General features: G+C 61.7%; 22 protein-coding genes, 1 tRNA gene and 1 other annotated feature. Of the genes, 6 read left to right on the top strand and 17 right to left on the bottom strand.

The window, feature by feature from the left end; translation table 11 throughout:
* Nucleotides 1-3: 3 nt before the first annotated feature.
* The 4 genes from ubiG to efp are packed head-to-tail and all read right to left on the bottom strand — an operon-like array spanning nt 4 to nt 3,627.
* Complete coding sequence (ubiG, locus tag AAF358_22285; protein ID MEM7708298.1) at nt 4-747, bottom strand: bifunctional 2-polyprenyl-6-hydroxyphenol methylase/3-demethylubiquinol 3-O-methyltransferase UbiG; 744 nt, start codon at nt 745-747, stop codon at nt 4-6.
* Nucleotides 744-2,084 carry a TRZ/ATZ family hydrolase gene (locus tag AAF358_22280; protein MEM7708297.1) on the bottom strand — a complete coding sequence of 447 codons (1,341 nt, stop codon included), beginning with the start codon at nt 2,082-2,084 and terminating at the stop codon, nt 744-746. The genes ubiG and AAF358_22280 overlap by 4 nt, the downstream gene beginning before the upstream one ends.
* Nucleotides 2,081-3,061 (bottom strand): EF-P lysine aminoacylase EpmA, encoded by a 981-nt coding sequence (epmA, locus tag AAF358_22275; GenBank protein ID MEM7708296.1) that lies wholly within the window; start codon nt 3,059-3,061, stop codon nt 2,081-2,083. The genes AAF358_22280 and epmA overlap by 4 nt, the downstream gene beginning before the upstream one ends.
* Nucleotides 3,058-3,627 (bottom strand): elongation factor P, encoded by a 570-nt coding sequence (gene efp, locus AAF358_22270; GenBank protein MEM7708295.1) that lies wholly within the window; start codon nt 3,625-3,627, stop codon nt 3,058-3,060. The genes epmA and efp overlap by 4 nt, the downstream gene beginning before the upstream one ends.
* A gap of 222 nt (nt 3,628-3,849) precedes the next feature.
* Here efp and epmB point away from each other — a divergent pair, with 222 nt between their 5' ends.
* The 4 genes from epmB (at nt 3,850) to AAF358_22250 (ending at nt 9,159) form a co-directional block, all read left to right on the top strand.
* Complete coding sequence (epmB, locus tag AAF358_22265; protein MEM7708294.1) at nt 3,850-4,734, top strand: EF-P beta-lysylation protein EpmB; 885 nt, start codon at nt 3,850-3,852, stop codon at nt 4,732-4,734.
* A 100-nt stretch (nt 4,735-4,834) separates the two neighbouring features.
* The gene (locus tag AAF358_22260; GenBank protein MEM7708293.1) at nt 4,835-6,907 is read left to right on the top strand and encodes an EAL domain-containing protein; all 2,073 of its coding nucleotides are present in this window, start codon (nt 4,835-4,837) and stop codon (nt 6,905-6,907) included.
* Between the two features lie 122 nt (nt 6,908-7,029).
* Nucleotides 7,030-8,862: an MFS transporter gene (locus AAF358_22255; protein ID MEM7708292.1), complete on the top strand. Its 1,833-nt coding sequence runs from the start codon at nt 7,030-7,032 to the stop codon at nt 8,860-8,862.
* Between the two features lie 9 nt (nt 8,863-8,871).
* Entirely contained in the window at nt 8,872-9,159 is a 288-nt protein-coding gene (locus tag AAF358_22250) for a zinc ribbon domain-containing protein (protein ID MEM7708291.1), read from the top strand.
* Nucleotides 9,160-9,174: 15 nt separating this feature from the next.
* Here AAF358_22250 and AAF358_22245 read toward each other — a convergent pair whose 3' ends face one another.
* Entirely contained in the window at nt 9,175-10,062 is an 888-nt protein-coding gene (locus AAF358_22245) for a PPK2 family polyphosphate kinase (GenBank protein ID MEM7708290.1), read from the bottom strand.
* Between the two features lie 146 nt (nt 10,063-10,208).
* Between AAF358_22245 and AAF358_22240 the strand changes: the two genes are divergently transcribed.
* On the top strand, nt 10,209-10,868 hold the full coding sequence (locus AAF358_22240; GenBank protein MEM7708289.1) for a 2-hydroxychromene-2-carboxylate isomerase: 660 nt from the start codon (nt 10,209-10,211) through the stop codon (nt 10,866-10,868).
* A gap of 21 nt (nt 10,869-10,889) precedes the next feature.
* On the opposite strand, the gene hisIE is transcribed toward AAF358_22240, so the two are convergent.
* From hisIE to AAF358_22185, 11 genes are all read right to left on the bottom strand, one after another.
* Nucleotides 10,890-11,501, bottom strand: a complete 612-nt coding sequence (gene hisIE, locus AAF358_22235) for a bifunctional phosphoribosyl-AMP cyclohydrolase/phosphoribosyl-ATP diphosphatase HisIE (GenBank protein ID MEM7708288.1) — start codon at nt 11,499-11,501, stop codon at nt 10,890-10,892.
* Nucleotides 11,498-12,265: an imidazole glycerol phosphate synthase subunit HisF gene (gene hisF, locus AAF358_22230; GenBank protein ID MEM7708287.1), complete on the bottom strand. Its 768-nt coding sequence runs from the start codon at nt 12,263-12,265 to the stop codon at nt 11,498-11,500. The genes hisIE and hisF overlap by 4 nt, the downstream gene beginning before the upstream one ends.
* Entirely contained in the window at nt 12,247-12,987 is a 741-nt protein-coding gene (hisA, locus tag AAF358_22225) for a 1-(5-phosphoribosyl)-5-[(5-phosphoribosylamino)methylideneamino]imidazole-4-carboxamide isomerase (protein ID MEM7708286.1), read from the bottom strand. The genes hisF and hisA overlap by 19 nt, the downstream gene beginning before the upstream one ends.
* Nucleotides 12,984-13,577: an imidazole glycerol phosphate synthase subunit HisH gene (gene hisH / locus AAF358_22220; GenBank protein MEM7708285.1), complete on the bottom strand. Its 594-nt coding sequence runs from the start codon at nt 13,575-13,577 to the stop codon at nt 12,984-12,986. Before hisH ends, hisA begins: the two co-directional genes overlap by 4 nt.
* A complete protein-coding gene (gene hisB / locus AAF358_22215) occupies nt 13,577-14,644 on the bottom strand; it encodes a bifunctional histidinol-phosphatase/imidazoleglycerol-phosphate dehydratase HisB (GenBank protein ID MEM7708284.1) in 1,068 nt (355 codons plus the stop codon). Before hisB ends, hisH begins: the two co-directional genes overlap by 1 nt.
* On the bottom strand, nt 14,641-15,711 hold the full coding sequence (gene hisC, locus AAF358_22210; protein MEM7708283.1) for a histidinol-phosphate transaminase: 1,071 nt from the start codon (nt 15,709-15,711) through the stop codon (nt 14,641-14,643). The genes hisB and hisC overlap by 4 nt, the downstream gene beginning before the upstream one ends.
* Nucleotides 15,708-17,006, bottom strand: a complete 1,299-nt coding sequence (gene hisD / locus AAF358_22205; protein ID MEM7708282.1) for a histidinol dehydrogenase — start codon at nt 17,004-17,006, stop codon at nt 15,708-15,710. The genes hisC and hisD overlap by 4 nt, the downstream gene beginning before the upstream one ends.
* Nucleotides 17,003-17,917, bottom strand: coding sequence for an ATP phosphoribosyltransferase (gene hisG / locus AAF358_22200; GenBank protein ID MEM7708281.1), 915 nt, complete (start codon nt 17,915-17,917; stop codon nt 17,003-17,005). Before hisG ends, hisD begins: the two co-directional genes overlap by 4 nt.
* Nucleotides 17,889-18,173, bottom strand: a complete 285-nt coding sequence (locus tag AAF358_22195; GenBank protein MEM7708280.1) for a YerC/YecD family TrpR-related protein — start codon at nt 18,171-18,173, stop codon at nt 17,889-17,891. The genes hisG and AAF358_22195 overlap by 29 nt, the downstream gene beginning before the upstream one ends.
* 102 nt (nt 18,174-18,275) lie before the next feature.
* Entirely contained in the window at nt 18,276-19,094 is an 819-nt protein-coding gene (locus AAF358_22190) for an N-formylglutamate amidohydrolase (GenBank protein ID MEM7708279.1), read from the bottom strand.
* 90 nt (nt 19,095-19,184) lie between these two features.
* Nucleotides 19,185-20,714, bottom strand: coding sequence for a gamma-glutamyltransferase (locus AAF358_22185; protein ID MEM7708278.1), 1,530 nt, complete (start codon nt 20,712-20,714; stop codon nt 19,185-19,187).
* 117 nt (nt 20,715-20,831) lie between these two features.
* Here AAF358_22185 and AAF358_22180 point away from each other — a divergent pair.
* Nucleotides 20,832-20,908: transfer RNA gene (locus AAF358_22180), tRNA-Pro, on the top strand.
* Between the two features lie 545 nt (nt 20,909-21,453).
* Here the strand turns inward: AAF358_22180 and AAF358_22175 are convergent.
* Nucleotides 21,454-22,676, bottom strand: a protein-coding gene (locus AAF358_22175; protein MEM7708277.1) for an IS3 family transposase whose coding sequence is annotated in 2 segments (ribosomal slippage) — nt 21,454-22,394 and nt 22,394-22,676 — 1,224 coding nt in all. Because the reading frame shifts where the segments join, the coding sequence is not laid out codon by codon here.
* Nucleotides 22,278-22,395: a sequence feature (AL1L pseudoknot), on the bottom strand. (Overlaps the previous gene by 118 nt.)
* Nucleotides 22,677-22,726: the final 50 nt, after the last annotated feature.

Raw genomic sequence — 22,726 nt, 5'->3', positions numbered from 1 at the left:
CGCTCATGTCGCTGCCAGCGGTTTGCGGTAGGCGGCCAGGTAATTCACTGACGGGTTCTCGGTGAGGCGCGCTGCGCGCCGAAGCGGGTTGTACTCAATACCGCGGAGATCAACGAGGCCCAGCCCTTGCTGCCGCGCGCAGCGCGTGAGTTCTGAGGGCTTGATAAACCGCCGGTACTGATGGGTGCCGCGGGGCAGCAGCCCAAGCACATACTCCGCAGCGACAATCCCCAGGAGAAACGATTGCGGCGTGCGGTTCAACGTTGAGGCGAACAGCCAGCCGCCCGGCGCGAGCAGCTCGGTGCAGGCGCGGATCACCGACACCGGGTCAGGAACGTGTTCGAGCATCTCCATGCAGGTAATCACGTCAAACTCGCCGGCCCGAGATTCGGCCAGCGCCTCAACCGAGCTGAGCTGATAATCCACCGTCGTGCCGGATTCGTGCTGATGAAGCCGCGCCACCTTGAGGGCGCCCTCCGACAAATCGATGCCGGTCACGGCGGCCCCCTGCTCATTGAGGGCCTCACTCAGCAACCCGCCGCCGCAGCCCACGTCGAGCACCGCGAGGCCGTCGACCCCCACGTGGTCGGTCACAAAAGCGCACCGAACCGGATTGAGCTCATGCAGCGGGCGAAAGTCGCCTTCCGGATCCCACCAGCCCGCCGCCACGGCGTCGAAGCGCGCCAGTTCCTCCAAATCATGATTGGCGGCGAGCTCCGCGCCCCCGGCCGATGTGGTGCTGGTCATTTCGGTTGCTCCTGGTCCAGGATGGTTTGAATGGTGAGCGAAGTCGCTTCGACCCGGCTCTTTAGCGCAGGCAAGTCCACACGCGTCAGCGAGCCGTCGGCCAAGAGCGGCGCACCGTCCACCCAAACGTGCCGAACCTGCCGGCGATTACCCGCGTACACCAGCTGAGACACAACGTCGAACAACGGCATCAGTTCAGGCCCTTCCATCGCAAAGCTGATGAGGTCGGCCCGCTTGCCAACCTCCAGCGAACCGATCTGTTCCTCCAGGCCCAGCGCTATGGCGCCGTTGATCGTCGCCATCTCGAGCGCGTACCAGGCCGGTACCGCCACAGCGCTCGCTGCCGCCACCTTCCCGACCAGCGCAGCGGTTCGGAGCTCTCCGAACATGTCCAGATCATTGTTGCTGGCGGCGCCGTCGGTGCCCAGCGCAACGTTGACGCCGGCCTGGCGGAGCGCCTCCACCGGGCAGAGGCCGCTGGCGAGCTTCAGATTGGACTCGGGGCAGTGCAAGACCGACACCCCGGCCTCCGCGCAGGCCGCTATTTCGTTGGGCTCAAGCTGCGTCATATGTACGGCCAGCAGGTTTTCGTTGACAAGCCCAAGCTTTCGCACCCGATCGAACGGCCGCAGGCCAAGGTCGCGCCGCGAGTTTTCAATCTCCACCGCCGTTTCGTGAAGGTGGATGTGCACCTTCAGATCCATCTGATTCGACAGCGTACGGATCCTCGACAGATTCTCGTCACCGACCGTGTAGGGAGCGTGAGCCGCCAGCATGGTGGTGATCAGCGATTCCCGCCGAAACTCATCGTGGACCGCCAGCCCCCGCTGAAAATACTCATCGGACGTGGTGGCCCAGCGCGTCGGAAAGTCCACCACAATCATCCCAACCGCCATCCGGAACCCGTTGGCCAATGCACGGCGAGCCGCGACGTCCGGAAAGAAGTACATGTCGTTGGCACAGGTGATGCCGCCGCGAATCATCTCTGCCAGCGCCAGATCGGTGCCTAACCCGACAAAGTCAGCGTCAGCCAGCGCACCCTCGACCGGCCACATGCGTTCGTTTAACCACTCCTCGAGCGGCAGATCATCACCGACTCCCCGCAGCAGCGACATGGCGCTGTGGGTGTGCGCGTTGACCAGCCCCGGCATCAGCACCTGATTCGGGAGCGCGAGCGTCTCGGCGGGATCCAGCGTCCGTTCCAGCTGTGCTACCGGCCCCACGGCAACAATTTCGCCTGCCCGAACGGCCAACGCGTGGTCTTCCAGCACGGCAGCCCGCGGAACGATCGGCAGCAGCCACTGCGGCTTGATGAGCAGGTCAACGGGCGTGGTCACAGCTCAGGCTCCGCCAGGGTCAGTACCTGGTGCAGGTGTTCGTAGCCGCCGATCAGCATGAGAAGGCGGTCGACGCCAATCGACACCCCGCTGCAGGCGGGCAGCCCGCTGCGCTGCGCTGCCAGCAGCTGCTGATCAACCGGAAGCGGCTGCATCCCAGCGGCCTTCCGGCGCCGGTTGTCGTCGGCAAAGCGGCGGGCCAACTCCGAAGCGGAGCGCAGCTCATCGTAGCCGTTTGCCAGCTCCATGCCCCCGGCGAAAGCCTCGAAGCGCAGCGCCACCGCTGGGTCGGTGGGGTCGATGCGAGCGAGTGCAGCCTGCTTTGCCGGAAAGTGGGTAACGAACGTCAGCTGATCGACCGGCAGCGCCTCACCGGCAACGGAAAACAGCAAATCCAGACACTCGTCGTCACTCAGCGCTACCGCGCGCACATCATCGATCGAGGTAAACGTGACGCAGGCCTGCCGCAGGCCAGCCAGGTCGGCCGGCAGGTTGGCGCCCAGGTGCTGCTCGAGCAGATCACCGTATTGCACCTGGACTACCGGCAGGTCCTCGGCACCGGCAAGCCGCAGCGACAGGTTGATCAGCTCAGCCACTTCGCTGATCAGCTCGGCCAGCCCGAAGCCCGGTCGATACCACTCCAGCATCGTGAACTCCGGGTGGTGATAGCGCCCGACCTCGCCGGCGCGAAACACGCGCCCGAGTTCATAGATTGGGCCGCTGCCGGCGCAAAGCAGTCGCTTCTGGGCAAACTCCGGGGACGTTCGCAGATAGCCTTCGCCACCGGCGACCGCCACCGGCTCAATGGCTGGATCGGGATTGGCGCTGCGCTGCAGAAGCGGCGTTTCCACCTCGAGCACGCCACGGTCGGCAAAGAAACCTCGGATGGCCGCGTTGAGCGCCGCACGCAGCTTGAGGGCGCGCAATTCTGCGCCCGGCTCCCCGCGGAGCGCTTCCGCCGCCCCGGAGACGGTCAATCTTTGACCCTGGACACGTACTCCCCTGAACGGGTGTCCACTTTGACGATTTCGCCTTCGTTGACGAACAGCGGGACCTTCACAACGGCGCCGGTCTCAAGCGTTGCGGGCTTGGTGCCGCCGCCCGACGTATCCCCTCTCACGCCCGGATCGGTTTCGGTGATCTTCAGTTCGCTGAAATTTGGCGGTTCCACCGTCAGCGGCGCCCCGTTCCAGAGCATAATCAGGCAATCGTCTTCCTCTTTCAGCCACTTCGCCGCCTCGCCTACGGCGGCCGCGTCAGCCGCGTGCTGCTCGAAGGTTTCCGGATGCATGAAGTGCCAGAACTCGCCGTCGGCGTACAGGTACTGCATCGTCTGCTCAAAGATATCGGCCGCCTCAACCGAATCGCCGGACTTGAAGGTCTTCTCCACGGTACGTCCGGTCTTGAGGTTGCGAACCCGAACGCGGCTGAAGGCCTGGCCTTTGCCTGGCTTGACGAACTCATTCTCGACGATAGTGTAGGGATCTCCGTCAAGAATAATCTTCAGTCCCGACTTGAATTCCTGGGTGCTGTATGTGGCCATGCCGTCTCCCGATTGTCGCAAGTGCTGTTGCCCCGTCGAACGCTCGGCGTTTGAAGCGGCCGCTGAGCGGGGCAGGCAAAACGCGGTATTTTAACGATTACCAGACCTGATCCACAAACCGCTGTAGCGCCGAATCCGGATTCCCCGCCGACGTCACCGCATCCGGAAAAACTGACGTTCAGCCGCCTGGATCAGCTGCCGGCACACCTCCGCGGCGGCGGCGTGTCGCAGGTGGCGGCCGTCGAACAGTTTGCGCTCAAGATCCCCGCCGAATTCGCAAGCCGAATCAACTGGGCTGATGCCACGGACCCACTGCTTCGGCAGGTGCTCCCTGATGCTCGGGAAAGTGCCTCCGCAGGCGCTACCGACCCCGTCGGCGAGCTGTCCGCTCGCGTGGCGGGCGGGCTGGTCCACAAGTACGGCCATCGGGCGCTGCTGATCACCAGCAGCGCTTGCGACATTCACTGCCGCTACTGCTTCCGGCGCCACTTTCCCTATGAGCAAACCCCGCCAAGTGCCGATCGCTGGACGGAGGTTGCCAGCTACTTAACTGAGCATCCGGAGGTGAGCGAACTGATCCTGAGCGGCGGCGACCCGCTGACGCTGTCCACTCGCCGCCTCTCGTCATTGACCGACGCGCTAACCGCGGTGCCGCAGCTGCGGCGGCTCCGAATCCACAGCCGCACGCCGCTGGTGCGCCCGACGCGCATCGACGCGACCCTGCTGCGCTGGCTGGAGTCGCTGCCCTGGCGCACCGTCCTGGTCTTGCACTGCAACCATGCACGAGAGCTGGGCCAGGCGGGCAAAGAGGCCATCACTCAGCTCCGAGAAGCCGGCCTCACCCTGCTCAATCAGTCGGTACTGCTCGCGGGCGTAAACGATTGTGAGGACACGCTGGCAGAACTCAGTGAAACCCTGTTCGACAACGGAGTGCTGCCCTATTATCTGCATCAGATGGACCCGGTGCAGGGCGCGGGCCACTTCGTGGTTGATGACGAGCGAGCCAAAGCCATCGTCAATGCCCTGCGCAAACGGCTGCCGGGGTACCTGGTGCCCCGTCTGGTCAGCGATCCACCGGCGACAGATGCCAAGAAGATTCTCGCGTAAGCAGGTGGCATGTAAGGGAAAAATCCGGTAAAACAGTCGCCTCGCAGAGCTACACGCGGGTCGCCTGACCGGCTCACTCGATCGATCGCAAGGAAACGGTTTGAAAGCTGACGATTTACTGCGTTTGCTGGTGATCGAATCATCACTGGAAGACGCCGAATATCTTTTGTCCACGCTGCGCAACGCCGGCATCGCGCCCCGGCCGTCCAGCGTCGAGGACGCTGACGAGCTGCGCGGGCTGCTGGACGGCAAGCCCCTGGACATGATCGTGCTCAACCCTGAGGTTGAAGGGCTGGACCTCGAGACCGTTTCCAACGAAGTCACCCGCAGCGGCAAAGACGTCCCGATTGTTGTGCTCCTCGAGGATTTCGACGCGGAGACCGAGCAGACGGCGATGCACGCCGGCGCTACGTCCGGCGCCAGCAGCGACAACAGCGATCACATGGTGTCCGTGATCAAGCGGGAGTTCACCAACCTGTCGGCCCGGCGACGCCTGCGGTTCGTCGAAGGCTCGCTGCACGAGGCGGAGAAGCGGGCCTACGCGCTGCTCGACAGCTCCCGCGACGCCATCGCCTACGTCCACGAAGGCATGCACGTGTACGCCAATCCGGCCTACCTGCAGCTGTTCGACTATGACGACTTCGAAGATCTTGAAGGGCTACCCGTGCTGGACATGGTGACCGCCGATTGCGCGCCGAAGCTCAAAGACGTACTCAAGGCGCTCAGCAAAAACGCATCGTCGCCGGATGATCTGGAGATCCAGCTGCAGATGCCCGATGGCAACCCGAAGAAGGCCGTGATGGGTTTTGCGCCGGCGAGCATCGACGGCGAACCCTGCACCCAGGTGGTGCTCCGCGACCGCAGCGCTGATCCGGAGCTGGAGAAGGAGCTGCGCGATCTCAAAACCCAGGACCTGGTCACCGGCCTCTCCAACCGCCAGCACATCGTGCGCGCCGTGGAAGAAGCCAAAGGCAAGGTCGTGGCTTCGGGTGAGGCCAAGAGCATCATCTTCATGGACGTGGACAACTTTAAGTCGTCGCTGGACCAGGTGGGCCTGGCCGGCGTCGATCTGGTGCTGGCCGACCTGGCGCGGGTGGTTAAGCAGCACGTGCCCGAAGGCGGCATCGCCGCACGCTTCGGCGATCAGACCTTCACACTGCTGGTAGACGGTGAGGCAGCCGCTGCCGCCGACTACGCGGAGAAGCTCCGCGCCGGGGTGGAAGCACATATCTCGGAAGTCAGCGGCACCTCGGTCACCCTCACCGCCAGCCTCGGCGTGTGCCAGATCCTGGAAAGCTCCGGCAACGCCCAGGACCTGATCTCGCTGGCAAGCAACGAGGCGCTGGAAGCCAGCCAGGCCGGTGGCAACCAGGTGAAGGTCCACGATCCGCTGAGCCACAAACCCGGCGAAGAGGGCGGCAGCCACCGCTGGCTTGCCCTGGTGGAGGATGCGCTCGAAAACAGTCGTATCTCGCTGGTCTTCCAGCCGGTCGTCAGCCTCCATGGCGATGAGCAACAGATCTATGAAGTGCTGTTTCGACTGCGCACGAAGGACGGTGAGGAAGTGCTGCCCGGCGAGTTCATGCCGGCGATTGTCGATCACGCGCTGGGGGCAAAGATCGACCGCCGGGTCATCATGATCGCGTTGGAAAAGCTGAAAGACCACCAGACCAGCACCGGCCAACCCGTGCAGTTCTTTATCAAGCTGCTGCCGCAAACGCTGGCTGATCTCACCATCCTTCCCTGGCTAGCCAAGCAGATGCAGGCGAACCGCCTGAGCGGCGACAGCGTGGTGTTTGAGCTCCCCGAAAGTAAGCTGATGACCAACCTGAAGCCGGCCAAGCAGTTTCTTAAAGGCCTCAAGCAGCTGCACTGTAAGTTTGCGATTGAGCAATTTGGCAGCGGCCTCAACTCCTTCCAGATCCTGAAGCACATCCCGGCCGATTACCTGAAGATCGACCGCACCTTTATGGGCGATTTGCCCAAAAATGAAGAGCATCAGGCGAAGGTCAAGGAGCTGGCGACCCAGGCTCAGGCCATGGGCAAAGTCACGGTGGCCGAGTTCGTCGAGGACGCCGCCAGCATGTCGATCCTCTGGCAGTGTGGGGTGAACTTCGTGCAGGGCAATTTCCTGCAGGAACCCACCAAAGTTATGTCCTACGAATTCAGCTAACCGCTTATCGCCGCGGTCCGTCCACAGATTGCTCATTCAGCGGCCATTCAGGCCGCTCGCGTGACCCTTTGCCGGTATTCGTGTATACCGTCCCGTCAGAAAACCAAACTAAGTGATTGCCGATGAATTCAGAAGCCGTTACCACCGCTGACGCAGCGGGCACGCTCGCCGCCGACCGCGAAGCGGAGCTGTTTGGCCATCCAAAGGGCCTCTACGTCTGTTTTGCCACCGAGCTGTGGGAACGGTTTTCTTTCTACGGCATGAAGTACCTGCTGCTGCTGTACCTCACCAAATACCATCTGTTTTCCGACGACATGGGCTATGACGTGCTCGGCGCCTATGCGGGCCTGGTCTACGCCCTGCCCCTGATCGGCGGCCTGCTCGCGGACCGCTACCTCGGCATGCGCAAAGCGGTGGTATTCGGCGGGCTGCTGCTGACGCTCGGCCACCTGCTGATGGCAGTGGAAGGCGATCAGGCGGTCGCCTATGCGGCAGGCACCGTGCTCAACGCTGAACTCATCTTGAAAGACGGTACCGTTTTCGCGGCCGGCACCACGCTGGCCGAAGATGTGGTCAACCGGGACGTGGGCGCGCTGAAGGTGTTTTACCTGGCACTGGCGCTGATCGTGGCCGGTGTCGGATACCTGAAGCCCAATATCTCCACGATTGTTGGCAAGCTCTACGCCAAGGGCGATTCGCGGCGCGACTCCGGCTTCACCATTTTCTATATGGGCATCAACATCGGCTCGTTCACGGCCACCCTGCTCTGCGGCTGGCTCGGCGAAACCTACGGCTGGGGCTACGGCTTTGGCGCCGCGGGCATCGGCATGCTGCTGGGGCTGGTCACCTTTCTATGGGGCCAAAAATATCTTCACGGCCACGCTGAGCCTTCCGATCCCGCGTTGCTCAAGGAGTCGGCTCTCGGACCCATTAACAAAGAATGGTCGATCTATCTGCTCAGCATTCCTGCCATCGCATTGATCTGGCTGCTCGTGCAGTCCGAGCCGATTGTCCACCTGACGCAGAACGTGATGCTGGTGATCTCTATCGTCGGCATCATCCTGTTCTCCATGTTCTACGAACAGCCGCACGACAAGTCGCGAACGGGCGCCTACACGCTGGCGCTGATCGCTATCGTACTGGGAACAGCTTCCGCGATGATTTCGAATCATGTCCTGGGAGGTTCACCCCAGCTGGCGGAGAATCTGGGCTACGGCGCGTTTGTCGCCATCGCCGCGTTTGTCGCCTACGGCTTCAAGTTCCACTACTCCCAGGAATTTTCCAAGACCGTGGTTCTGATGATTCTGATCGCTTCGACCATCGTCTTCTGGGCGCTGTTCGAGCAGTCGGCCGGTTCGATGACGCTCTATGCCGACCGCGTTGTTGATCGCCAGGTGGGCAGTGTCGAGGTCACGGCCTCACAGTTCGGCTCGCTCAACGCCGGCTTTATCATGCTGCTCGCGATCCCGTTTGCCATGCTCTGGACCTGGCTCAGCAAGCGCAACCTGGAGCCCAATACCCCGATGAAGTTTGGCCTCGGCATCCTGCAGGCTGGCCTGGGTTTTGGTGCGCTGGTTTACGGCGCCAATCACCTGAATGAAGCCGGTCAGGTGGCCGCCATCTGGCTAGTGCTGGCGTACCTGCTGCACACCACCGGCGAGCTTTGTCTTTCGCCGGTTGGCCTCTCCGCTGTCACGAAACTCTCGATCTCCCGAGTGGTTGGCGTGAGCATGGGAACCTGGTTCCTTGCGACCGCCCTGTCGGAAACCGTGGCGACGCGGATGGGCAAGCTGGCCTCCGTCGACACCACCAACGGTGAGGCGGGAGACGTTGCCGCCGCGCTCGCCTCTTACAACGACCTGTTTGCCTTTCTAATGTGGATGGGTGTGGGCGTCGGCGTCTTTATGCTGGTCATCTCCCCGCTGCTGCGCAAAGGCATGCACGACGTCAGGTAAACTGCGGGCATGCCTTTTTATGAATATATCGCCCTGGATCCCGCTGACCAGTGCGACCACTGCAAAGACGGGTTTGAGGAGCTGCAAAAAGTCTCGGATGAACCCGTGCAGTGGTGCCCGCGCTGCGGTGCTGAGGTTCGGCGAAAAATCTCCGCACCCTCGGTCCAGGCCGGGGACAGCCACCGGCTGGATCCCAAACATTTCTCAAAGCACGGCTTTACTCAGTACAAGCGCGCCGGCAGCGGCGTGTACGAGAAGACGGGCGGCAAAGGCCCCCGCTACATCTCCGACGACTAGCCCGCCGGCTGGCGATCAGCTGCCAGGCTTGGTTAGCTCCCGGCGCATCTGCGCAAGCATCTTTTGTCGCTCTGCCGTTTGCGCAGGGTAAGACAGCTTCAAAGACTTCAGCGTATCCCGAACGGTTTCGGCCACCGCAACCCGCATGTAGGACTTGCTGTCGGCGGGTATGACGTACCAGGGCGCCCAGGGCCTGGAGGTTGCGTTGATCGCCGCCTGAAACGCCGACATGTACTTGGACCAAAAGCCGCGTTCCTTGACGTCACTCACCGCAAACTTCCAGTTCTTTTCAGGCTCGTTGAGTCGCGAAAGAAAACGCTGTCGCTGCTCTTCCCGGGAGTGTTTCAGCCAGAATTTCACAACCACTGTGCCGGATTGAACCAGATGCAGCTCATGCTGACGAATCGCCTCGTACCGCATTTCCCACAGCGATTTTTCACTTCGATAAGGCGGCAGGTTTTGGAACTTCAGGTATTCAGGGTGCACGCGAACCGCCAGCACCTCTTCATAGTAGCTGCGGTTAAAGATGCCGATGTTGCCCCGGCGCGGTAGTTCTTTGGCGCATCGCCAGAGGAAATCGTGCTCCAGCTCCAGCGTGGTCGGGCGCTTAAAGGATGTAACGCGAATGCCCGCTGGATCGACCTGGTTGAATACCGCGCGAATGGTGCCATCTTTACCGGCCGCATCGAGCGCCTGAAAAACCAGCAGAACCGAATACTGGTCCCCCGCGTACAGCATGCGCTGGAGCTCGTCGATCTCTTCGCCGAGATCCTTCAGTTTTCGACGAAGCTCCTTCTTGTCCGGCACGTCGCGAGGCGGCTTGGTGGTGCAGCGGCCGTGACGCAAAGAACCATCAAAGGGGGCGAGGTAAGGGTTGGTAACGGCGTTGAACCACGGGCGCATAAAATTCCTCAGCAAATGAGATGACGGGCACAACCTGCCGCGTATTGTCCTGAGTTGCAACTATCGATGGATCGCGACCCGCCCTAGGCGTTGCTGTCGATCCTATGTCATGCTGATTTCTCTTTCGCCTCCACCAACACCTACCGATGCCCCAACACGTACAGTGCTATTTCGATTTCATCTCACCCTACGCCTACCTGGGCTGGCACCGGGCGAAGCGGGAGCTCGGCGAAAACGGTATTGCCCTTGAGCCAATGCCCGCGCTTTTTGCCGCCATGCTGAACGCAAACGACACCAAAGGCCCCGCCGAGATCCCCGCTAAGCGGATCTACACCTGGAAACATGTGATTCGGCTGGCGGCGGATCTTGGGCTTCCGATTCAGCCGCCTCCTGCGCATCCCTTTAACCCGTTGGTTTCGCTCAGGGTGGTGACGGCGCTTCCGAACCTCGAGGATCGCCAGCGAGCCGTCGACGCCATCTATGCCGCCTGCTGGCAACGTGGTGAAGCCATCCAAACGCAAGAGGAAGTCGCCAAGGCGCTAGACACTGCGGGCCTACCCGGTGAGCGCTGGGTTGAAGCAGCCGGCACTGACGAGGTGAAAACGCAGCTGAAAAATACGACCGCGGAAGCCATCAACAAAGGCGTCTTTGGCGTTCCGTCTTTTGTCGTGGGCGAAGAGGTATTCTGGGGCCAGGATACGGTGCCGCACGTGGCGGCTTATCTTCGCGGCGAAGACCCTGCAAAGGGCGCGGTGGAACGCTGGCGCGACCTGCCGGCAGCCGTTCAGCGCCGCGGCAGCGCTTGATCCTAGCAACGCACCAACCCCCTAGGAAGGCTGGTGACGCTCGCGCAGCAGGTCGCTGACCTGCCCCAGGTTCAGGCCGGCATCCGACAGCAGCACCGTGAGGTGATACAGCAGATCAGCCGCCTCCGCCTGAAGCTCGTCCGTATCACCGCCCACTGCGGCCAAAGCCGTTTCGACCCCTTCCTCTCCAACCTTCTGAGCAATACGCTTGCTGCCGCGGTGAAACAGGCTGGCTGTGTAGCTGGACTCCGGATCTGCCCCCTTGCGGGCATCCACCACCTGCTGAAGCTCACCCAGAAACCCCAGCGCGTGCCGGGTTGGCTCACCAAAACAGCTTGTCACGCCCAGGTGGCAGGTTGGGCCCACGGGGTTGGCGGTGACCAGCAGCGCGTCGTGATCGCAGTCCGTGGCCATATCAACAAAGTGAAGAAAATGCCCGGAGGTCTCACCTTTGGTCCAAAGTTCACTGCGGGAGCGGCTGTAGAACGTCACCTTGCCGCTGTCGCGGGTAACCTGCACCGCTTCTTCGTTCATGTAGCCCAGCATCAGCACCTGCCCGCTGACCGCATCCTGGACAATCGCCGGTATGAGGCCGCCGCCTTTTTCAAAATCCAACTGGTTTAAATCGGTCATGGTCGCACCTGGATATCACTGTCGCGGAGAAACGACTTTAAATCGGGAATCGGAATGGCACCGGAATGGAACACGGTTGCCGCCAGCGCGCCATCCACGTCAGCCTCACGAAACACGTCCGCAAAGTGCTGCATTGTGCCGGCACCGCCGGAGGCGATCAGCGGCACGCGGCACGAATCGCGCAAGAGCCTGAGCTGAGTGATGTCATAGCCGCTACGCGCGCCGTCCGCGTTCATGCAGTTCAGGACAAACTCTCCGGCACCGCGCTCCTGCGCCTCCGACAGCCAGGCCTGTGTCGAGCGATTGGCGTCGGACATCAGGTCTGGATTGCCGGTGTTCTGCTTTACGGTGTAGGTCCCTTCACGGTCCAGGCTGTCGATACCGACCACCACACACTGGGATCCAAAGGCGACGGCCAGCTCTCCGATGAGGTCCGGGTTTTCCAGCGCGGGCGTGTTGACAGAAATCTTGTCAGCGCCAGCCTCAAGCACCCTGCCGGCCTGCGCCACGCTGCGAATGCCGCCGGCAACACAAAACGGGATGTCGATAACCCGGGCCACCCGGCTGACCCAGGACACGTCCACCTGGCGTCCTTCGGGGCTGGCCGTGATGTCGTAAAACACCAGTTCGTCCGCGCCCTCATCGCGGTAGCGCGTCGCGAGCTCCTCGATCTCACCCATCACGCGGTGGTTGCGGAACTGGACGCCTTTGACCACCTGGCCATCACGGACGTCAAGACAGGGAATCAGGCGTCTTGCAAGCACTGAAGTGCCTCCGCAACCGTGAACCGCCCTTCCAGCAGTGCTTTGCCGACGATAATGCCGTCAACGCCGATGCCCTTAAGGGCCGTCAAGTCGTTGAGCCCGGAAACCCCGCCTGAAGCCTGTACCTTCAAACCACGGGACACCAAAGCTTCATAGAGTTTGAGGTTTGGGCCCGCCAGCGTTCCGTCCCGACTGATGTCGGTGCACAGGAGATGCTCAAGGCCGTAGCCGGCAAGCGTATCCAGCAAGGCGTCCAGCGTTTGGTCACCAGCTTCCGTCCAACCGGCGGTTGCCGGATAGAACTCGCCGTCGTCGCCGGCTCGCACGTCGAGCGCTGCCACCACCCGATCGGCGCCATACGTCTTCAGCCAGCCTCCGAATGCTTCGGGCTGCCTCACCACCGTCGTTCCCACGACCACGCGCGCCGCGCCGGCGCCAAGTAGCGCTTTGATCTGCGCCTCTTCCCGCAGCCCGCCTCCGGTCTGCACCGGGAGCCCCGAGGCTCGCTGCATCTCCCCGATCAGCGCCGCCTGCTCTGACTGACCGCTGCGCGCGCCGTCCAGATCCACCACATGCAGTCGTATTGCGCCCTCGTCTGCGTACGCCGTGGCCAGCTCGACCGGGTCCGCATCGTATTGCGTCTCTTGCGCAAAATCCCCCTGATGCAAGCGCACACATTGGCCGTTTCGTAAGTCGATGGCCGGAATCAAGTCAGTGCTCATAGCGAGAGAAAGTTCTCCAGAATTTTGGCGCCCACCTGGGCCGAACGTTCCGGGTGAAACTGCGTGCCGTAAAAGTTATCCCGCTGCGCAACCGCGCAGAAAGCAGATCCGTGAAGGGCGCTCGCCACCGTATCCTCGTTCACCGGCAGCGCGAAGCTATGGACAAAATAGGCGTAGGCATCGTCACCCAGCCCATCCAGCAGCACGCAGGGTTTGACCTGCTCCAGCCGGTTCCAGCCCATGTGCGGGACCCGAAGCCCGGGACGGTCCGGCAGGCGCGCAGCGCCGCCGCGGAAAATGTTCAGCGCCGGCGTATCGTCTTCTTCTGAGCTTTCGAACATCAGCTGCATCCCGAGGCAGATGCCCAGCACCGGCTGAGTCAACGATGGAATCAGTTCCGTCAGGCCGTTCTCCCGGAGCCGCGCCATGCCGGCACCGGCGGCGCCAACGCCCGGCATAATCACCTTGTCCGCCCGCTGAATCTCGTCGCCATCCGCACAGATGTCCGCCTCAACGCCCAGCCGCGCCAGCGCGTATTTCACCGACCCGATGTTCGCGCCTCCGGAGTCCACCAGTACCACCGAGGACATCAGAGCACCCCTTTCGTACTAGGCAGCGCACCACCCGCATCGCGGGCAAACGCCTGGCGCAGGGCACGCCCACAGGCTTTAAATAGCCCCTCCACCATGTGATGCGTGTTTTCACCGGTGACCTTGAGATGCAGCGCGCAGACCAGCGAATCACTTAGCGAATGAAAAAAATGTTCCACCATCTCGGTGGACAGCTCGCCCACGTTGTCGCGAGGAAAGTCTGCCTCAAAGGCAAACCGCGCACGCCCGCTGAGGTCTACCGCCGCCTGCGCCAGCGACTCATCCATCGGCAGCACAAACCCGTAGCGACCGATACCGCGCTTGTCACCCAGCGCCTCGCGCAGCGCAGATCCCAAAGCAAGGGCGCAGTCTTCCACCGTGTGGTGCTCATCGATGTGCAGGTCACCCGCACACTCAAGCGTGAGCGCAAACCCGCCATGAGAGGCAAGCTGATCGAGCATGTGGTCAAAAAAACCGATGCCGGTTTGGTTACTGATCGGCTGGGTGCTATCCAGGTCTACCTTCACCGCAATGCGCGTTTCATTCGTATTGCGTTCGGTGCTGGCCTGACGCAGCCGGCCCCGCATCACTTTGAGAATATCCGGCCAGCCGTTGTCCGCGGTGAGCTTGTGACCTGGCACGCCGAGATTCTCAGCCAGCTCGAGGTCGGTATCCCGATCGCCGATCACCACGCTTCGCGCCAGATCCAGATCCCCCCGCTTGAGGTAGTCCAGCAGCATCCCGATGCCCGGTTTACGGTTGGGTGACTGCGCTTCGGGCAGCGACGGATCGATGTGTTCCGCCACAAACTGAATGCCCTGCGACGTCAGTATCTGCTGCATCAGATGGTGCGGCGGTTCAAAGTCTTTCTTGGGAAACGACTCGGTTCCCAGCCCGTCCTGGTTGCTGACCAGGACCAGCTCGTAGCCGTCGTCCTGCAGCGCGAGGAGCGCGGGAATCACCCCTTCAACAAGGCGCACCTTGTCGAGCCGATCAACCTGGTAGTCTTCCGGCTCCTCGATGATGGTGCCGTCGCGATCCACAAACGCAACCTTTCGCAGACTCATGGCGTGTACGCCTTGAGCAACTGCGTGAGCCGGGCGTTTTCCGGCGGGCTGCCGATGCTGATTCGAAGGCAGTTCTTAAGAACCGGGTTGCTGTGAAAGTTGCGCACCAAAACGCCCTGACCTGCCAGCCAGTCACACAGCGCGGGCCCGTCGTCCACCCTTAGCAGAATGAAGTTCGCCTCGCTGGGCCACTGCTGCCGCACATACGGCAGCTCCTCCAGCACGCGGGCCAACACCGCCCTGCCCTCGTTGAGCATGCGGGTCTGCCTTTGCGTGGCCGCCAGGTTGTCGGGCTCGAGCGCCTTTAGCGCCGCGTCGATGGTGGCGGTTGGGAGCGGGTATGGCGCGAGGATCCGCTTTAGCAGGCTGATCACGTCAGCGTCGGCCAGCAAACAGCCACAGCGGGCGCCCGCCAGCGCATGGGCTTTCGAAAAGGTCCGCAGCACCGCCAGGTTTGGCAGGCCTTCCAGATCCCTCGCCATGGACGGCTCAGAGGCGAAGTCCATGTAAGCCTCGTCCACAATCACCAGCGCCTGCTCAGCGAGCTGTCGGCACAGGTTCCGTATGCCCTCGGCCCCGTACATGGAACCGGTGGGATTGTTGGGTCGGCATAGGAAGACCAGCCGTACGGCCGGATCCTCGGCGGCCAGCTCAAGACCCGGCAGATCCAGGCCAAATCCCTCATCAGCCAGCAGCGGCACGTTGCAGACCCTGGCGTCCTGAATCCGCGCCGAAATGGCGTACATCCCAAACGTCGGGGGGCACTGAATTACCGCATGACGCCCGGCTGCGCAAAACGCCCGGATGAGCAGGTCAATCGCCTCGTCGCTACCTCGCGTCACCAGCACCTGGGAGGTCTCGACGGCAAAGTGCTCAGCGATGGCGCCGACCAACGCCACCGGTTGCGGATCCGGATAGCGGTTGAGTTTTCCGGTGGAATCGCCGGGGGCGGCCCAGGGCGACTCGTTGGCGTTCAACGTTACCGGCGAGATTCCTGCGATCGAACGCGCTGACGCGTAAGGCGCGAGCTCGCGGATTTCGGGCCGTGCGAGATCCAGCACGCTCACGACGCGAGGGTCTCCAGTCGGAGGGCGACCGCCTGAGCGTGTGCTTCCAGCCCCTCGACCCTTGCCAGCGTGATGGCTACCGGACCAATCGCTTGGAGCCCCTGCTGGCTGGCCTCCTGGACCGTCATCCGGATCTGGAAACTGTCGACGCTGACGCCGCTGTAGGCCCGGGCGAACCCGTAGGTCGGGAGCACGTGATTGGTGCCGCTGCAGTAGTCACCCAGCGACTCCGGCGTGTAGGCCCCGAGGAACACTGAACCTGCGGTGTTCACGCCGGCGAGCAGATCGCGCGGCGCGTCAATCTGCAGGATCAAATGTTCCGCTGCGTAGGCGTTGACGACCTCGAGGGCCTGTTCGCGGCTGCTCACCACTACCGAGACACTGTGACTCAGCGCCTGGCGAGCCACGTCAGCACGCGGCAAGCGCGCTAGCTGCTCCTCCAGCGCGGCCTCTGTGGCTGTAACCGTAGTCTCGTCGAGCGCGACCAGCACCACATGCGAGTCGGGGCCATGTTCCGCCTGCGACAGCAGGTCGCTCGCAACAAACACCGGATTGGATGACGCGTCAGCGACCACCATGACCTCGGATGGTCCAGCCGGCATGTCGATACTCGCCCCACCCGCGTCCTGACTGACCTGCTGCTTGGCCTGCGTGACCCACGCGTTGCCAGGACCAAACAGCTTGTCGCAGCGAGGCACACTCTGAGTGCCATAGGCCATCGCGGCAATCGCCTGCGCGCCACCGACGGCAAACACTTCGCTGATGCCGAGCCTTTCAGCCGCCGCCAGCACCGTGGCGTTGACCTTGCCGTCAGGCCCGGGCGGGCTGCACAGCACCACCCGAGGGCAGCCGGCGAGGCGCGCGGGAACGCCGAGCATCACCGTGGTCGAGGGCAGTGGCGCACTGCCGGCGGGCACGTATAGCCCAACCGTTTGTATCGGCCGTATCACCCGTTCGCAGCGCACGCCGTCAACGTCGCAGCCCACGTCGCTGCCCTGACAGGCAGCGTGAAATTCTTCGACGCGGCTGATGGCCTGATCGAGCGCCTGGGACACCTCAGAGTCCAACGAGTCTTTCGCTGCGAGAAAATCCGCCTGGTCAGCTTTAAGCACCGGCTCAGCGATGCCGTCGAGCTGCTGCGTCAGTTCGCGCAGCGCGGTATCGCCATCCTTGCGCACTCGCTCGATAATGGACGACACGCCCGACACCAGCTCTGGGCTGCTCGTTGAGGGTGCCCGCGCAAGCGCCTCTTCCTGCTCGGTTTCGCTCAACTCGCTCCAAACAACGCGCTTCATGCCAGCATCTTCTCCACCGGCAGCACCAGCACCGCGCTGGCGCCGGCCGCTTTCAGCTCTTCCAGATGTTCCCAAAACACCGTCTCGCGGCAAACGGCGTGTACCGCCACGCGGTCGTCGTTGCCCTCCAGCTTCAGGACGGTGGGGGACTCAGCACCCGGCAGAATGCGTCGAATCTGCGCCACCTTGTCAGCCGGCGCGTGGAGCATCACGTACTTGCTCTCCTGGGCCTCCAACACACCGTCAATTCGAGCGAGCAGACGGGCCAGCACAGGCTCCAGCCCTTCAGCCAGCGGACTGGCGGACTTCAGCAGCACGGCGGTGGACCGCATGATCACCTCGGCTTCTTTCAGGTGATTAGCGCGCAGCGTGGTGCCGGTGGACACCAGATCGGTGATCACGTCCGCCGTGCCCATGCTTGGCGCAATCTCGACCGAGCCAGACAGATGAACAACGCGCGCGTTGACGCCGTTGTCCTTCAGATATTTGTTGGTCAGTCCCGGGTAGCTGGTCGCGATTCGCTTACCGTCCAGGCTCGCCGGGCCCGTGTATTCCTGCAGCTCCGGAATCGCCAGCGACAGCCGACAGGTGCCGAAGCTCAGCTTCTTCAACGTGGTGTAATCCGCCGTGTCGCCACGAGCGCTTCGCACCAGGCGCTGCTCCTCACTGACGTTTTCGCCGACGATACCCAGATCACAGACACCGTCCACAAGCAGCTGGGGGATATCGTCATCCCGCACCAGGAGCACATCGACCGGCACGTTCCGGCCGTAACAAAAGAGTTTGTCTTTGCTGCGCGAAAAGGTCAGACCGCAACGTTCCAGCAGGGCAAACGACTTGTCTGCCAGCCGGCCTGACTTCTGCACTGCAATTTTCAGACGGTTATCGCTGGTAGCGAGCGAGCTTTGCATAAGCGGTTTCGTAGCCTCCGTTTCCCGTATCCAAAAACCGGGCAACGCGACCGATGGTGGTCACGCTGACGCCGGTTAAATCGTGAATCTGGCGGTAGGGCCGCCCTTCTTTGAGCAGCGGCACAACCCGCCACCGGTCCACCATGGCCTCCAGCTCAGCCGGGGTGCACAGATCCTGCAAAAACGCCTGAATCTCTGCCGCGCTGCCCAGGCGCGAAAGCACCTCACACAACTCGGTGCGCGCCGTTTCCAGCAGCTCGGGATCTTGTCCTGGGTGGTCTTTCACGATGTAATAATGTAATAGCGTGTTAGTACATTAATACAAAAGGCAACAACACACAACGCCTAGACCAGGCGTTTAAACTTTCGCGCAGGTGGATTCGTAGATGACGGGATCAGCCAGCGTTTCGGCCAGCGCATCGCCCAAGATTGTCGCCCACTGGTTAAAACTCTCACGCGTCGCCAGCAGGTCCTGACGCACCTCGATGCCGCAACACGCAATCCGCGCGGCTTCGCCATGGGTGTCAATCGAATAGTCGTGATAGTGCGTGCCCGAGTAAGGTTCGTTGTCTCCCACCTCAACCAGCGGGTTGCGGCTCAGCGACTCGATCAGCCGGTGAGCAATGCGAACGTCTTTGTCGTAGAGCACACCGATATGCCACGGCCGCTCTCCCCCGCCGGACAGCAGCTCCTGGGTGTAGCTGTGAATCGCCACCAGCGCCGGACAGACGCCTCGGGCGCGCACGGCATCCAGCTGCGTCTCGATAGCGTTGTGATAAGGATCAAACAGCGCCGCACGGCGAATGGCCTGCGCCTCCGGCGAGAGGTTTTGATTCGCGGGAACAACCGTAATATCGCTCACCGAGGGATAGGCATCATCGGAGTCAGGATTGCGATTAAGGTCCATCACCAGGCGCGAGTAGTTCGCCAGGACCGCCACGGCCCCAAGCCGCCGCGACAGGTAGCGCGTCAGCGGGCCAGCGCCCATATCCCAGGCGATATGACGTTCACGGTTTTGGTATTCCAGCCCCAGGTCGTCCAACGCGTTGGGAATCCGCTTGCTGGCATGGTCACAGATCAGCACCACGTTCGACTCGGACTCGGGATGCAGGCAGTCGAATGGCCCTGGCTCCCCAGGTTCGAGAAAGGTGTCAGCGGTGATGATTTCGGCGTCCAACGGGCAGGTTTCGGTTGCGATAAGACGCGAAATGGTACCGCAGCCAGGGGCCGTGGCAAGCAAAATTCCGTGAACGTCGGTGTAAGAACCTCAGGCTCGCGCAACGGCCCCTGATCGCCGCGGGTCCCTTGCCGCTTCGATCTGGTCGTTTTCGATGCGCACGGCGCCCACTCCGCCGAAATAGGTATCCAGGCGCTCGACCGGCTTCCACTCCAGATTGCCAGTAAAGGTTTTGACCCCGGGCTCCACGTGCACTTGCGGGAAAGCGCCGGCGTGAGCCAGATGGAGCCTTGGATGGGCGATCGCCTGGTCCAGCGGCCATTCGGCGAGGATCAGGTTGATAAGGGTCTGGTATTGGGCGGTGGTAATCCTGCCGGAGCCAGGAGAACCCATGGACAGGATACCGCCGGTGCTGGACCTGCCAACCGTGGGTGCCATATTCGACAGAAGCCGACTACCGGGCGCCAAGGCATGGAAGCCGGTGCAGTTAAGCTCCAACTCACCGAGACAGTTGTTGAGCCAGATACCGGTACCGGCTGGCATCACGCCGGAGCCGTAGCCAGCCGAAATGGTAATTGCGCAAGACAGGCCGCTGACGTCCGCCACGCTGTTGTGTACGGTGCTCGCTGAGTCAGTGGCCGCTGTCGACGTACCGGCCAAAGCAGCGTCGAAATAGGACCGGGCCAGCGCGCTGAATTCCGGCGTCAAATCCAGCTCTTGATAGCGGAAGCTCAACACCTCGTTTTGAATGTGAACCACATGGCGCACCCAATCATCGCTCCAGGGCTTGTCGTTCGCCATCAGCTCCCCGCTGCGATGCACCATCACGCCCAGCACTGCTCCGCCGATCGCTGACGGAGCCGCAGAAGCGAGCTGCCACGGGCCGAGCTCATATGCCATGGGCTCCGAAACCCGCGCTTCGTAGGCGGCCAGATCCGCCCGCCTCAGAATACCGTCTGCCGCTTCAATATCGCTGGCGATTGCCACTGCCAGGTCTCCCTGGTAGAAGGCCTCCACGCCCTCCATAGCAATCAGTTCCAGACTGTCGCCCAGCTCGGGGATATGAATTAGCGCCCCAACCGGCAGAAGCTCACCATCGTCGTCGTGGAGCGCGGCAAAACTTTGCGGTTCGCGCCCGAAGATCAGTTCATGGCTTGCGCTCAGGTAGCGGTAAGACGGCGCGCCCATCGGAAAGCCTGCCCGCACCAGTTCAATCGCCGGCTGGATCAGCTCTCGCCATGGCAGCACACCATAGCGACGGGACGCCTCCGCAAAGGCCGCCAAAGTGCCCGGCGTGGCGACCGTACCCGCACCCACCAACGCCTCACAGCCGCCGATATAGTCCAGATGGACCTTCTCAGCACCGCGCCCAAAGCGCTCCTGCGGTAATCCACGCCCGGGCATTTCAACGCCACCATCGATCGACACGGGCGGCCCATCAGGTGGCCACACAACGATATAGCCACCGGACCCAAGCGCCACCATGCCAGGCTCAGAGATCGCGGAAATCAGCGCCGCGCCGATGGCAGCATCAACCGCATTTCCGCCCTGCTCTACCAGCCGAACGGCCGCGTTAGCCGCCAACTCAGAGCTGGCCGCAATTCCTGTTGAATAGGTCACGGGAAGGTCAGTTTTCGAGAAGGCCGCGAGTATAGCGCCCCGTTGCACCGCGGTAATGCCGTAACGTACAATTCGGCTCCCGCGTGAGGGCCGCCTGGCTCTCTAGGTAACATCGGTCGGAGTGTAGCTCAGCCTGGTAGAGCACTGCCTTCGGGAGGCAGGGGCCGGAGGTTCGAATCCTCTCACTCCGACCAAATACTTCTATTTTTTAGTGCCTTAAACTAAATTCCTAATAGTTTTTTTGGGGCCCGAGCATGTTCTTGCACAGGCAGAGCTCGGCCTCAGACCACCAATTTGGCACCTTATGACCGATTCTCTTCATTCCCAGGTCTCGTGTAGCAGGAAAACTGCTCGACTCACTGACTTCCCAATTCCACTCGAAGCTTTTGCTGTAGTGTGCAACGCGTCAGATTCGACAGCCTTCTATCGCTCGACGAACGCAATCCTCGCCCAAAGCCAGCACGTGTCGTCGAACTCTATGGGCATCATTTGGCCACAGGTATGTTAATCGAGATTTCCTTGTAGTAATTTTCGCTGTATACACCGCAGCCGGTGCCGTTCCTCAAACTCTCATGACCACAAGATCGTCAACTTTCGCAGCATGCGCCCCACCCCATTTGAATGAAGGTTGTTGGGTATGACCGCCCCCCCTAATTCAAGCCTTACATTGTGTGGGTCTCGACTCAACAGTCCGAATTGATGAACCACCCCGGGTTTTCCGGAGACCGTTTGGTGTGAGTCAGACCGCTGTGGCCTGACCATTCTGTGCCTCGTAAAAGTCCTGTTCAAATTCCGTGGGCGGCACATCGCCGAGCGACTCCATCAGCCGGCGGTGATTGAACCAGTCTACGTATTTGAAGGTTTCGTATTCAACCGAGTTGAGGTTTTTCCAGGGACGTTTCTTTTCGATCAGCTCGGCTTTGTACAGACCAATGACGCTTTCGGCCAGAGCGTTGTCGTAGGAGTCACCAACGCTACCGACTGATGCCACCACACCTTCCTCTGCTAATCTCTCGGTGTAACGGATCGACAAGTACTGGCTGCCGCGGTCGCTATGATGGATCAGGCCATCATCGACCTGTCGTGCGTGCAATGCCTGCTCCAATGCATCCATCACCAAGTCGGTCTTCATCGTTCGACTGACGCGCCAGCCGACAATCATTCGGCTGAAGACGTCGATGATGAACGCCGTGAAGACGACACCTTGCCAGGTGGCCACGTAGGTAAAATCGGCGACCCAGAGCTGGTTGGGTCCGTCAGCGACAAACGCCCGATTGACTAGGTCACTCGGTCGGTCTGCTGCTTCGTCAGGAATCGTCGTCTTCCAGCCTTTGCCACGCACGACGCCTTGGATCCCCAAGACTTTCATCAGACGTTCAACCGTACACCGCGCCACAGCAATGCACTCTCGGTGCAGTTGCTTCCAGATCTTTCGAGCGCCATAGACTTGGCGATTTTCATCGAACACCCGCTGGATCTCTGGCTTCAACGCCTGGTCCCGATGCCAACGATTGGGCTGAAGGTCTGGATCCGCTTCTCGCGCTTTGTAGTCGTAGTAGCTGCTGGAAGAGATCGGCAACAGGGCGCAAAGCGGCTCGACCCCAAAGCGATCTTTGTGTTGATCGATGTAAGCGATCATTTCTTCAACCGGCGGTCGAGCTCCGCCTGGGCGAAAAAAGCCGATGCTGTCTTTAGGATCTCATTGGCTCTTTTCAGCTCTTTGACTTCGCGCTTGAGGGCCTTCAGCTCTTGCCGCTCGCTCGTGCTCAGGCCGTCGCGTTTGCCTTGGTCGATCTCAGCTTGTTTCACCCAGCGGCGCAGCGACTCGGTCGTACAGCCGATTTTCTCAGCAACGGACTTGGTGGCCGCCCAGCGAGATGAATGGTATTTCAGGGCTTCCTCAAACAGACGAACGGCTCGCTCTCGGACTTCCGGGGAATAGCGGGGGGATTTCTTGTTCATGACTCCAGTTTCTCAACATTTGGAGTCTCCAGGAAACCCGGGGTGGTTCA

The organism is Pseudomonadota bacterium (assembly GCA_039033415.1).
In the GTDB taxonomy this organism is placed as follows: domain Bacteria; phylum Pseudomonadota; class Gammaproteobacteria; order Xanthomonadales; family SZUA-38; genus JANQOZ01.
This window is presented reverse-complemented; position numbering and strand designations above follow the sequence as displayed.

Bases quoted from the DNA above. Each gene is read 5' to 3' on its own strand.
- ubiG (MEM7708298.1), bottom strand. From the start codon at position 747: ATGACCAGCACCACATCGGCCGGGGGCGCGGAGCTCGCCGCCAATCAT.
- efp (MEM7708295.1), bottom strand. From the start codon at position 3,627: ATGGCCACATACAGCACCCAGGAATTCAAGTCGGGACTGAAGATTATT.
- AAF358_22255 (MEM7708292.1), top strand. From the start codon at position 7,030: ATGAATTCAGAAGCCGTTACCACCGCTGACGCAGCGGGCACGCTCGCC.
- AAF358_22250 (MEM7708291.1), top strand. From the start codon at position 8,872: ATGCCTTTTTATGAATATATCGCCCTGGATCCCGCTGACCAGTGCGAC.
- AAF358_22245 (MEM7708290.1), bottom strand. From the start codon at position 10,062: ATGCGCCCGTGGTTCAACGCCGTTACCAACCCTTACCTCGCCCCCTTT.
- AAF358_22240 (MEM7708289.1), top strand. From the start codon at position 10,209: ATGCCCCAACACGTACAGTGCTATTTCGATTTCATCTCACCCTACGCC.
- hisIE (MEM7708288.1), bottom strand. From the start codon at position 11,501: ATGACCGATTTAAACCAGTTGGATTTTGAAAAAGGCGGCGGCCTCATA.
- hisA (MEM7708286.1), bottom strand. From the start codon at position 12,987: ATGAGCACTGACTTGATTCCGGCCATCGACTTACGAAACGGCCAATGT.
- hisH (MEM7708285.1), bottom strand. From the start codon at position 13,577: ATGTCCTCGGTGGTACTGGTGGACTCCGGAGGCGCGAACATCGGGTCG.
- hisB (MEM7708284.1), bottom strand. From the start codon at position 14,644: ATGAGTCTGCGAAAGGTTGCGTTTGTGGATCGCGACGGCACCATCATC.
- hisD (MEM7708282.1), bottom strand. From the start codon at position 17,006: ATGAAGCGCGTTGTTTGGAGCGAGTTGAGCGAAACCGAGCAGGAAGAG.
- hisG (MEM7708281.1), bottom strand. From the start codon at position 17,917: ATGCAAAGCTCGCTCGCTACCAGCGATAACCGTCTGAAAATTGCAGTG.